General features: G+C 51.7%; 8 protein-coding genes. 2 read left to right on the forward strand and 6 right to left on the reverse strand.

The features are described from left to right. The 6 genes from PVOR_RS28325 to uvrB all read right to left on the reverse strand — a co-directional run bounded on the left by PVOR_RS28325 (window position 1) and on the right by uvrB (window position 10,468). Window positions 1–1,935: a copper amine oxidase N-terminal domain-containing protein gene (locus tag PVOR_RS28325; protein WP_006213007.1), complete on the reverse strand. Its 1,935-nt coding sequence runs from the start codon at window positions 1,933–1,935 to the stop codon at window positions 1–3. Further along, a complete protein-coding gene (locus PVOR_RS28330) occupies window positions 1,935–3,011 on the reverse strand; it encodes a S1C family serine protease (protein WP_006213008.1) in 1,077 nt (358 codons plus the stop codon). The genes PVOR_RS28325 and PVOR_RS28330 overlap by 1 nt, the downstream gene beginning before the upstream one ends. A 238-nt stretch (window positions 3,012–3,249) precedes the next feature. Continuing rightward, window positions 3,250–3,459: a hypothetical protein gene (locus PVOR_RS28335; RefSeq protein WP_006213009.1), complete on the reverse strand. Its 210-nt coding sequence runs from the start codon at window positions 3,457–3,459 to the stop codon at window positions 3,250–3,252. 184 nt (window positions 3,460–3,643) lie between these two features. Next, window positions 3,644–5,242 carry an S-layer homology domain-containing protein gene (locus PVOR_RS28340; RefSeq protein ID WP_100086550.1) on the reverse strand — a complete coding sequence of 533 codons (1,599 nt, stop codon included), beginning with the start codon at window positions 5,240–5,242 and terminating at the stop codon, window positions 3,644–3,646. 261 nt (window positions 5,243–5,503) lie between these two features. Next, entirely contained in the window at window positions 5,504–8,374 is a 2,871-nt protein-coding gene (gene uvrA / locus PVOR_RS28345; RefSeq protein ID WP_006213011.1) for an excinuclease ABC subunit UvrA, read from the reverse strand. A gap of 102 nt (window positions 8,375–8,476) precedes the next feature. Next, on the reverse strand, window positions 8,477–10,468 hold the full coding sequence (gene uvrB / locus PVOR_RS28350) for an excinuclease ABC subunit UvrB (protein WP_006213012.1): 1,992 nt from the start codon (window positions 10,466–10,468) through the stop codon (window positions 8,477–8,479). Between the two features lie 308 nt (window positions 10,469–10,776). On the opposite strand from uvrB, the gene PVOR_RS28355 reads away from it, so the two are divergent. Both PVOR_RS28355 and PVOR_RS28360 read left to right on the forward strand, forming a co-directional pair. Continuing rightward, entirely contained in the window at window positions 10,777–11,571 is a 795-nt protein-coding gene (locus PVOR_RS28355) for a flagellar motor protein (protein WP_006213013.1), read from the forward strand. Further along, the gene (locus tag PVOR_RS28360) at window positions 11,555–12,367 is read left to right on the forward strand and encodes an OmpA/MotB family protein (protein WP_006213014.1); all 813 of its coding nucleotides are present in this window, start codon (window positions 11,555–11,557) and stop codon (window positions 12,365–12,367) included. Before PVOR_RS28355 ends, PVOR_RS28360 begins: the two co-directional genes overlap by 17 nt. Window positions 12,368–12,438: the final 71 nt, after the last annotated feature.

Consider the following 12,438-nt stretch of genomic DNA (forward strand, 5'->3'; position numbering starts at 1 on the left):
TCATTTCACCAGTTCAAATGATGACAGCGCACGCTCAATCGCGGCTTTCTGCGCGTCCGTTGCATTGGCATCGTTCAGCGTCGTCGTAATCGTGTAGGCAATGTTCCCGCTCTCAAAGACGATTTCCTGTGTGGTGAAACCTACACCGCTCTTGACCTGATGTACCTTGAACGACACGGCTGGGACACCGGCGTAAGTGATATTTTCAACCCCAAGCAGCTTCACCTTGGTTCCCGAGGCTGAGCTCGCTTCGTTATAATATCGCTTCAGATTGCTGACGATGTATTCTGCAGCGACGTCCCTTTGTGCAATAATCTCAAATCCGCCCCCGGCAAAACCATACTCCACGCTTCCCTGCTCGAACTGATCGTTCAGCGGCTCCCAATACCTTGGGATATCGATATGATAGCGATAAGCTTGAGAGTTTTTGGTTCTCATTTTGGATTTATCCGTCAGATAGCCTTCCTCGCCGATACGGCCGAAGTTCTCCGGCACGACCTCATAATCGATTTCAATCGATTCCAGAACCTTCTTCCAGTTGGAAGCCGCCCGCTCCTGGCCATCCGGTACCGCGTACTCCAGATAATAACGATAGCCGTTCTTCTGAATCATCACTTCATACTCGGTTACCCATTTATCGCCGAAGTTGTACCGTACCTCCTGAATCTGTCCTTTTACACCCGATATTTCAACAGGCGTAAGTCCGACATATTCGTATGCATCCTTGACAAAGGATTCCGGCAGCCAGTCTTTAAGCCGCTGTGCCCAAGCCGACAATGTAGAGTCGGCCCCCGTCGGAGCGGATGTCACCGAAACGGACAGGTAGCCCTCTCCCTCCCCGCCATACAGCATTTCCTTGTTATTGATCTCCCAGCCTGCAGGAACGCCGAACCATATTCCGTATTCCTCACTTCCTGTTTCCCGGAGACCATTGACGATGGTCGATACATCTTTTGCTGATTTGTCCCCCGCATTATAGGTCGTTCTGAATGAGCCCAGCAAGCCCGCATGTTTGTCCATATCCTTGTAGTGAACCGCTTCTGCATCGGCAAAATACAGCTCATACACGCGGTCGTTGGCATAATACTGCCGCCCTTCCCATAAGACGCCGTCCACATCGCGAGAAATGACTCTGGCGTATGGCACGGTTCCGCCGGAGACCGTCTCCTGGTGAAGCACAACATCCCCGGAGTCGTTTACTTCCTTCAGAAGACGTTCCAGCAGGTCATCGGGACTTTGCTTCACCTTCTGGGAGGAAGCATGGACTTCCAAGTAGTAACGGCCCGTCGCGTCATTGAACGCGGCTCCGCTCTCGTCGTCCGTCCCTCTTCCAACCATCATCCAGGAGGGATAATTCATACTCCATTCATAATAACTATTCCCGATCCGTGTCTTTCCCGTGGTATTGTTGATTTCACCTTCGCCCTGCTTCTCTTCCTTATCCATAACCATGAGGCTAATGGACAGCTTGCCTTGGGAAGAGCTCACCTTGGCGCCAATCCCTGCCGCAACCGGGCGCAGAGGCACCATCAGCGTGCCGGCTACCATCGTTGGTTCTGCCGGAAGCTGCACCTTTTTCCCATCGATCCAAGCCGTCTTGTTGTCGATCACGAGCACAACGGTATGCGAGCCCTGCAGCAATCGAACCCGATTCTCCCCTTCGAGCCTGATCTCGCTGCCAAAAGCTTTCTTGAACACGCCAAGCGGCACCATGAGCACCCCCTGTTTCAATTGGGGTTTGGCAATCGTGTAGGCCGTGCCATTCACCGAAGCTGTACTGCTGCCGCTCTGCACCATCAATACCCGCTTCTCGGGAACCACGTCATCCCCCCATACCGGAAGTGACAGCGACGTAAATAACATGAAAGCCGCCACAGCGCCCGCTGTAAACCGCCGCAGACGCCGGCTTGATTCCGTGCTTGCTCTCTTAACCATTACTCAGCCTCCCCAACGCTTGACGAAACAGCTTGGCTTCCATCCTGGCTGAGCGTCAGTTTAAGATTTACGATATCCCCGTCACGCTGCATCAGCAATTGAACATGCTGGCCCGGCATGAAGGACTTTAACCGTTCGTTTATATCTACAACGGAATATACGCGCTTTCCGTTAATTGCGTATAACACATCGTCTTCTTGAATCCCGATTTTGCGTGCCTCTGCAGACAGCACCTTGGTAACCGTCAGTGGGTCATCTGAAGGAAGCCCCACAATGGCCGACCAGCTCTCTTCCAGCTCCAACCCGAGTGCCGCTCTTCTCACTTCACCATATTTCAATAAGTGATCCGTCACATAACGAACGGTTTCCGCCGGGATGGAGAAACCCATATTTTCAATGCCGACCGCGGCGAATTTCTTGCTGTTGATCCCGATAACCTCGCCCTTCAGATTAACCAGCGGGCCGCCGCTGTTTCCAGGGTTGATCGCTGTATCGGTCTGAATCAGACGGTAAGAACCGTCCACGCTGCGGTTTAGACCGCTAACCACACCGACCGAGGCTGAATTCCGCAGCGAGAATGAGATCGGGGTGCCAATGGCAACCACGGTTTCCCCCACCAGCGCATTTTGCGCGGTAGCGGCAAACTTGGCTGGCTTCAAGGATTTGGCATTGATTTTGACCAAGGCGATATCGCTCATCGGATCACTGTATACGCCCTTGGCTTTATAGGATTTGCCATCGGAGGTCACAATCGTGATGCCGGTAAGACCATCCACCACATGGGCATTCGTCACAATCCAGCCGTCTGACTTCCAGATGACCCCCGTGCCATGAGCGAGGTTATATCGATCGTCCACTTCCCCGCCTCCTGATGCAGCCTTCCCGATAATGCCAACGACCGACGGCGACATCAGGCTGATGACCTGTGGCACCGCGTTTTGTTCATATGTACTTTTGTTCTTTGATGCTGCAGCTGCCGCAATATCGGTATCCATAACGACACCGCAGCTTCCCGCCAGAATCACGGTCCCCAGCAGAACAGCAGCTGATCGCTGCTGCCAATGTATATTCTTCAATTGTTCGATTCCTCCCCCGGTTCCATCCTCTATCCAACTTGTACTCCTCAATTTATCATGTTTTTCCATATACAGCCATTGCTTCTAGACCTATTTCTTTTTTATTTTCTTGCGGATTGTGTAACTTTCCCTCGAAGCAACAAAAAGACGCCTTCATCCTGCAAGAGCAGAAGGGCGTCTTGTTTGTATGTATTTCCTTCGTCAAATGAAGCCGCTTTAATAACGTACGGAATGCAGCCTAATTGTTAAACCATCCCGTAATCATGGCATAGTCAGAATACAGGAACACAAATAAGCTGACGAGGCCGAAAGCGATTGCGAATTTATTTTTTTGGCGGGCCATCAGCAAGCGAACCACACCAACCAAGATCAAAATCGTAAACAAAATCATAAAGATATCAAATGTCTTGAATGTTGCGCTCGCATCCGATGCTGCTGCAAGGATCATGAAACGTACCTCCTCGTGGGTTTGTTCTCGGGCAAATTTACATATCTTCTTATATGTTATCCATGTGCCCGTCCAGATGCAAGCCCTCTGTCCCCAAAAATGAAAAAAAGTCATAGAAATTTCTCATTTTTAACCAAATTGTCAGACTTCAGCATGACTTTCATCATGGCTGTGGCCCGTTATTTTAGGGAATGTAATCGGGTTGGGGCTGCTTGGAGCTCTCAAGCGGCACATCTGCAGGATCAAGATGATGTCCTCCATCGTCCTCCGTGACCGACTCCGGTTCGGCTGTCGTTTCCTCTTCCAAGTCATCATTAGGCAAGGCTACGGACGGGTCCGTGATCGTGATCCGATCCTCCGGATCCTTTTTGACATCGAGGGCAACCTCATTGGAAGGTTCACTGCTTACGTTCAGTCCGTTAACAGCGACCACATAAAGGGTATACCTGCCAGACGGGCCAGCTAACATATTGAGATTTGAGATGAGATACGCACGGTTATCTAACAGATCATCATTTAAGCGTGATCTCGATCCGTCGGGTCCTATGTAGTAAACATTATATTTAACGCCTTCCTGTGCATCTGACCAGGTTAGACTAATGGATTCCTCTTCCTCATTTAGAATAGCCTGAAGACCCGATACTTTATTCGGCCGGCTCGAAACTTCGCTGGAATAACCGCTCTTGCCGATCCTATTGACAGCTTCAATGACATAGAAGGTCGGCTCCTGATGAGTTGCGTTCAATATCACATAAGAACCCGCCTCCACACTCGCTCCGCCTGCCAATAACGTATAGCCTGCCCCCGGCTGTGCACTGGAATAGACGTTGTAGGTCTCGCCCTGTCGCTGAGTCCAGGTCAATTGAACCTGACCATTCACATCATGAAATTTCACATCATTAGGAGCTGAAGGTGGTGTTGTCGGCAGCTGTGATTGTAACGGCCCCTGCGATTCCGTTCCCGATTGCGGTGAATGTGGCTGCGCACCTCCTGAAGGTACTTCTGCTGCTTCTCGGGAAGGCGTCGCAACTCCATAGATGATCGGTAGCGTATCCTCTGATTGAGTCTCCTGCTCTTTCTCTGGCTGAGAATCCAGCTCTTCCTCCGGAGTATCCAACCCGCTCTCGGGGGCATCCAGCTTGATCTGCTCCGCCGCTTGCAGCCATTTGAAGGTTGCGGCGGCGGCGGCTTCCCTTGTAACTGTCCCCTTGGGGCTAAAACCATCACTTGCGGTTTCCGGGAAGAGACCTAGTTCCAGCGCAAGCGCTGTAGCATCCTTTGCATATTCGCTAATCGAAGGATCATTAGACTTCTCCTGCAAGGTTCCCTCATGCAAAATTTCCTTGCCGGTAATCTCTTGCAGGGCTCTCTGGCATAACACGGCCATATCCTGCTGTGTCAGCGGTTGTCCCAGTCCAAACCTTCCGTTTCCGACTCCCATGACGAGTCCCTTATTCACCGCAGCTTCTATAGCGGAGAAGGCATAATGATCGTTAGACACATCCTTAAATGTAGCCCTCTCGGGAGGATTGCCTGTACTCAGATTTAACGCATTTACGATCATGATAACAAAATCCTGCCGGCTCACGTTTTCTTTCGGATTGAACTCCTCGTACCCGTCACCTTGGAGCAGCCCGCTGTCTGCTAACCGGAGAATGGCATCCTTTGCATAGGATGGATCGATATCTGAAAAAATAACGCCTGCTTGAGCACTAGTGGATGAGTTTATGTATAAAGCACTTGCTGCCAGAGCAATCAGCATGGAATAGGTGTACCTCTTCATACAATCCCCCCATTAATCAAAATCACCAAGATCATACCATATCCTGGAACGGGATGGTATTGGAGGAATATATGAAAATACACAGTATATTCCTTCACCGACTACTCCATTCTCTAAGCTGCTCTTGGATAAGAAAAAAAGAGCCCCCGATTATTCCATCGGGTGCTCTTTTCTCAGACAACCTCTTGTTCATTGGCTGAAGTTATTTGTTGATTACAATGCCAGCGCAATCCCCTTCAGCATGGGAAGAAAGCCGAACTACTATGAACGCGCAGCCTCAACCTTGTTCAGTTCCTTGGTTCGCTTCGTATCACGTTCCAAGACCGGCTTCAGGTACTTGCCTGTATAAGACTCCGGCACCTTCACCAATTCCTCAGGCGTACCTGTGGCAATGATCGTACCGCCACCGCTGCCGCCCTCTGGACCAAGATCGATCAGATAATCCGCCGTCTTAATGACATCCAGATTGTGCTCGATGACCAGGACGGACTCGCCGGATTCTACCAGGCGGTGGAGCACAACTAACAGACGGTCGATATCGTCCACATGCAGGCCGGTTGTCGGTTCATCCAGGATATACATCGTTTTCCCTGTGCTGCGGCGGTACAGCTCAGATGCCAGCTTCACGCGCTGGGCTTCACCGCCGGACAGCGTTGTGGCAGGCTGGCCCAGCGTAATGTAGCCCAAGCCAACATCCATCAAGGTTTGCATTTTGCGGTGAATCTTCGGAATGTTCTGGAAGAAATCCGTTGCATTCTCAACCGTCATCTCCAGCACTTCGGAGATGTTCTTGCCTTTATATTTGACTTCCAGCGTTTCACGGTTATAGCGCTTGCCCTTACATACTTCGCAAGGAACGTAAATATCCGGCAGGAAGTGCATTTCAATCTTGATGATTCCGTCCCCGCGGCAGGCCTCGCAGCGTCCGCCCTTCACGTTGAAGCTGAAGCGGCCTTTCTTGTATCCGCGAATCTTCGCTTCATTCGTCTGGGAGAAGATGTCCCTGATATCGTCGAAGACGCCTGTATAGGTAGCAGGGTTCGAGCGAGGCGTACGGCCGATCGGAGACTGGTCAATGTCAATGACCTTCTCGATATGCTCGAGACCTTTCATTTCACGGTATTTCCCTGGACGCACCTTCGCCTTGTTCAAATCGCGGGCCAGCGTTTTATACAGAATCTCATTCACCAGCGTTGATTTACCGGATCCGGACACGCCGGTTACCGCAGTAAACACGCCAATCGGAATTTTCACGTTGATATTCTTGAGATTGTTTTCTTTCGCGCCCTTGATCTCAAGCCAGCGTCCATCAGTCTTGCGCCGCTCGCTGTTAACCGGAATGAATTTGCGGCCGCTCAGATATTGCCCCGTCAGAGAATTAGGGTCCTTCATAATCTCCTTCGGTGTTCCCTCCGCAATAACCTGGCCGCCATGGATGCCAGCGCCTGGACCGATATCGATGATATAGTCCGCAGCCATCATCGTATCTTCGTCGTGCTCTACCACAATCAGCGTATTGCCCAAATTCCGCATATGCTCAAGGGTGGAGATCAGTCGGTCGTTATCCCGCTGGTGAAGTCCAATACTAGGCTCGTCCAAAATGTACAACACGCCCATCAGGCTCGATCCGATCTGCGTGGCTAGCCGGATTCGTTGTGCTTCCCCGCCAGACAGCGTTCCCGCTGAACGGCTGAGGGTGAGGTAATCCAATCCCACATTGACCAGGAATCCCAGCCGGCTGTGAATCTCTTTCAGGATGAGGTTGGCAATCTGGGTTTCTTTCTCGCTGAGTTCCAGATGATCGAAGAATTTCAGGGAATCCCCGATCGACAGACTGGAAACGTAGGCCATATTGCGCTCATTGATCGTAACGGCCAGGCTCTCCTTCCGAAGACGATGCCCTTTACATACGTCGCATGGCTTGCTGCTCATGTAGCCTTCGATGTACTCGCGAATACCTTCGGAATTCGTATCCCGGTAGCGGCGTTCCAGATTCGGAATAATTCCCTCAAAGGTCACGTGCGCTTCCTTGCGCTGACCGAAATCATTCTCATAACGGAAATGAACCTTCTCTTTGCCCGTGCCATATAACAGCTTATTCATCTGTTCCTGGGTCAGGGTGCTGACCGGCTTGTCCTGCGGAATGCCGAAATGCACGCAGACCGATTTCAGAAATTGCGGATAATAGGTGGAGGTGCCTCCACTCCATGCGGCAAAGGCGCCTTCTTCTATACTTTTGCTCATATCCGGCACCAGCAGCTCCGAATCCACAATCATCTCCACACCCAAGCCGTCGCATTCCGGACAAGCTCCGAACGGGGTGTTAAAAGAGAACATCCTCGGCGTCAGCTCTTCCATGCTGAAACCGCAGATCGGGCAAGCGAAGTTGGAGCTGAAGCGCAGCTCCTCTTGTCCCATAATATCAACCAGAAGCTGGCCGCCCGACAGATTCAATGCCGTCTCGATCGAATCGGCAAGACGTGCCTCAATATCTTCCTTGACCACGATTCGATCAACCACAACCTCGATCGTATGCTTCTTATTCTTCTCAAGCTCGATGCTGTCCGACAGATCACGCAGCTCCCCGTTGACACGAACCCGGACAAAGCCCTGCTTCGCAATATCGGCAAACAGATTCTTATGCTCGCCTTTGCGTCCAGAAATGACCGGTGCCAGAATCTGCAGTCTCGTCTTCTCCGGATACTGCATGATACGGTCTACCATCTGTTCGACCGTCTGGGAAGTGATCTCCACGCCATGCTCCGGGCAATGAGGATGTCCAATGCGAGCGAACAGGAGTCGCAGATAATCGTAGATTTCCGTTACGGTACCTACCGTGGAACGCGGGTTGCGGCTCGTCGTTTTCTGGTCAATCGATATCGCAGGCGATAAGCCGTCGATGGAATCGACATCCGGTTTTTCCATTTGTCCGAGGAACTGGCGGGCATAAGCGGACAAGGATTCCACGTAACGACGCTGACCCTCGGCATAAATGGTATCAAATGCGAGCGAGGATTTGCCCGAGCCGCTAAGACCTGTAAGAACAACGAACTTGTCACGAGGTATCGTGACGTCGATATTTTTCAGATTGTGTGCGCGGGCGCCTTTGATCACAATATTTTCACTTGCCAAACGATATCATCTCCTACTCCATATGGCATGCATGTATAGCTGTATTTATTTCACAAAGAGAACGACCGCTTGGCCGTCCCCCTTGACATTCTTCAACCCATATTATTCAGCCTGCAGCTCCAGAAGGGCATCACGAAGCTCTGCCGCACGCTCGAATTGCAAATTCTTTGCGGCTTCCTTCATCTCGGACTGCAGACGCTGAATCAGATTCTGACGTTCTTTCTTCGACATCTTCTGTCCTTCGCCCACCAGATAATCGGTCTTGCCCTCTGCAACCTTCGTTGCTTCGATGACATCGCGGATCTTCTTGCGGATCGTCTGCGGCGTAATGCCGTGCTCCTCATTATAAGCGACCTGAATGCTGCGGCGACGTTCGGTTTCCTTGATCGCCCGATCCATGGAATCGGTGATCTTGTTGCCGTACATGATAACTTTACCTTCCGAGTTCCGCGCAGCCCGGCCAATCGTCTGGATAAGGGAACGGTCAGAACGGAGGAAGCCTTCCTTGTCCGCATCCAGAATCGCAACCAGGGAAACCTCTGGCAGGTCAAGACCTTCCCGTAGAAGGTTAATACCCACCAGCACGTGGAATGTACCAAGCCGCAGATCGCGAAGGATCTGCATCCGTTCCAGCGTTTTGATGTCGGAGTGCATATAACGAACCTTGATCCCGATCTCCTTCAAATAATCGGTCAGATCCTCCGACATTTTCTTCGTCAGGGTGGTCACGAGCACACGCTCATCGCGCTCCACCCGGTCATGGATCTCGCTGATCAGATCATCAATCTGGCCTTCTGTAGGACGCACATCGATGATCGGATCAAGCAGTCCTGTCGGACGGATGATCTGCTCAACCATCGTCTCGCAGTGCTCCATCTCATACGGACCCGGCGTAGCCGATACGTAGATGATCTGGTTCACCTTCTCCTCGAATTCCTCGAACTTCAGCGGCCGGTTATCCAGCGCGGACGGCAATCGGAAACCATGGTCGACCAGCACGGTTTTGCGCGCACGGTCACCGTTGTACATCGCGCGGATCTGCGGCAGGGTCACATGCGATTCATCAATGACAAACAGCATATCGTCCGGGAAGTAATCCAGGAGTGTATAGGGGGTTGCCCCCGCCTCTCTGAAGGTCAGCGGACCGGAATAGTTCTCGATGCCGGAGCAGAAGCCGACTTCCTTCATCATCTCAATATCATAACGGGTGCGCTGTTCCAGTCGCTGCGCTTCCAGCAGCTTGCCTTCCGAACGAAGAAGTTCGAGACGCTCTTCCAGCTCCCGTTCGATATTGACAAGCGCTACCCGCATCGTTTCTTCACGGGTAACGAAGTGAGATGCCGGGAATATGGCGACATGGTCTCGTTCTCCAACCAGCTCGCCCGTCAACACGTCAATCTCTGTGATCCGTTCAATCTCGTCGCCGAACAACTCAACGCGAACGGCATGCTCCCCCTTCGAAGCAGGGAAAATCTCGATGACGTCCCCCCGAACGCGGAATGTGCCGCGAACGAAGTTGATATCGTTCCGCTGATATTGGATGTCAACAAGTCGGGACAAAATCTGATTTCGAGGTTTCTCCATACCCACCCGCAGCGAAAGCAGCAGTTCACCGTACTCATGCGGCGAACCCAAACCGTATATGCAAGATACACTCGCCACAATGATGACATCGCGCCGTTCGAACAGCGAGCTTGTTGCAGAGTGGCGAAGCTTATCAATTTCTTCATTAATACTGGAGTCCTTCTCGATATACGTATCAGAGGAAGGGATATAGGCTTCCGGCTGATAGTAATCGTAATAACTCACGAAATAATCCACCGAGTTGTTCGGGAAGAATTCCTTGAACTCACTGGCCAGTTGAGCAGCCAGCGTCTTGTTATGTGCAATGACGAGTGTCGGACGGTTTACCTTGGCGATTGTTTGCGCGATCGTAAACGTCTTACCCGTTCCTGTTGCACCCAGCAGTGTCTGATGCTTCTTCCCTTGGTGCAATCCTTCGACCAACGCATCAATAGCCGTGGGCTGGTCGCCCTGCGGCTGGAATTCAGACTCGATCTCAAAGGATTTGGTACTGACAACTAAATCGCTCATTGCCCTTCATCACCCTCATACTCTAAAATTAAATTCATGCTAAAAGATATGTCGAAACTTCCCGATGATATATTATGGGAAATTAGTGGTGTCTACTTAGGGAATAAGAATATTTGTTCCCGTCTCATTATACCCCTTCCCTTTTTTTGATGCAAACAGTTTAATGAAAATTTCAATAAGTTCCAGTTCCCGTTGTCGGGATTTCAACTTATAGAGTCTGGCAGACTTCATGGCCCGCATTGAACAAGCTTTATATCAAACTTATGACTTCATGAATTTAACTTCCTTAAAGGAGATGGTACAGCGTTATGGATATTACGATTATTTTTGGCATTCTCGCCGGTCTCGCCGCGTTGATCGGGGGATTCTTATGGGAAGGCGGTCATCTGAGCGGTCTGCTGCAAGGTGCGGCAGCCCTTATCGTATTCGGCGGCACCATAGCCGCCGTCATCGTCAGTTTCCCTGCCACCCGGCTCCGCACCATCCCTGCTGCGCTCAAGCTGGCCTTCGGCCGCAGCGAGCGTTCGTCAGAGAAGCTGATTGACGACATCGTCGATATGTCGGTAACGGCCAGAAGAGATGGCGTCCTGGCGCTGGAGCGCATCTCGGCCGACCACGAGGATCCGTTCCTTCGGGAAGGCATGCAGATGGTTGTGGACGGCAACGACCCTGAAATGGTGCGGCAAATCCTGGAGCTCGATATCAATGCCGCCGAGCAGAAGCATGAAGGCTATGCCAAAATTTTCGAATCCGCCGGGGGATATGCCCCTACCATGGGCATCATCGGTACCGTCATGGGATTGATCCATGTATTGGGCAGTCTGCAAGACCCAACCAATCTCGGCCCTTCCATCGCTGTTGCATTCACCGCAACTTTATACGGTGTTGCGAGTGCCAATATTATCTTTTTGCCCATTGCATCGAAGATTAAAGCACGCTCCGAAGAAGAAATTGCAAACATGGAGCTGCTGCTCGAAGGAATTATGGCTGTTCAGAACGGCGAGCACCCGCTGTTGGTCCGCAAAAAGCTAGCCTCCTTCGCTTCCGCCGGCACCACGGATACTCCGTCCTCAAGGGGGATCGCGCATGAGACAGCCGAATAGACGGCGGCGCAACCGTAAGCAGGATGGAAGCGATCAGCGCGACCGCTGGATGATCACCTATGCGGATCTGATTACGCTGCTTCTGATCTTTTTTGTTGTAATGTATGCCATGAGTCGGCTGGATACGGAAAAATACAAACTGGTCACCCAGTCCCTGCAGGCCACCTTCCAGAGCGGTGACAGCATCCTGGAGATGGGTTCGGGCATTACGGGCACAGCCGATACGGAGAACCATAAGAATCCGCCGCCACAAACAGCCGTCACTGAGGATAAGGAGGAAGATAACGGGGAAGCACCTTTAACCGAGCGTGAGCTGGCCTTCCGAGCCCAGGAAGAGGAACTTGCGAACTTTATGGGACTCATTCAGCAGTACGTGAAAGACAACCAGCTGGAGGAGGACATCTTCATTTCGGACGAGCCCCAGGGGATTGCCATTACGTTAAGCGACCGCTTCCTGTTCGATGTCGGGAAGGCCGAGCTTAAATCCGGGGCTGCCCCGGTGCTCGGCAAGCTGGCAAGCCTGTTCGGCGATTTGAATACAACGGTAAGCATCGAAGGGCATACGGACAACGTGCCGATTGGTCGCCACTCCAGCTACAAGGATAACTGGGAGCTATCCGGCGCCCGTGCCATGTCGGTGCTGAGATTCTTCCTGGAGGACAGCAAGCTGGACCCGGCAGGATTCCAGTACGCTGGTTATGCCGATACCCGTCCGGCAGCGGACAACGCCACACCCGAAGGCAAACAGAAAAACCGCCGGGTTGAAATCACGGTGTTGAGACAGCTGAAGCAGTAGTCTCGTTCTACATAGTGAAGGGTGGATTCAGCTGATTCTTCACATATTCAAACAGGTCCAACACACTCAAG

Source organism: Paenibacillus vortex V453 (assembly GCF_000193415.1).
GTDB lineage: Bacteria > Bacillota > Bacilli > Paenibacillales > Paenibacillaceae > Paenibacillus_AQ > Paenibacillus_AQ glucanolyticus.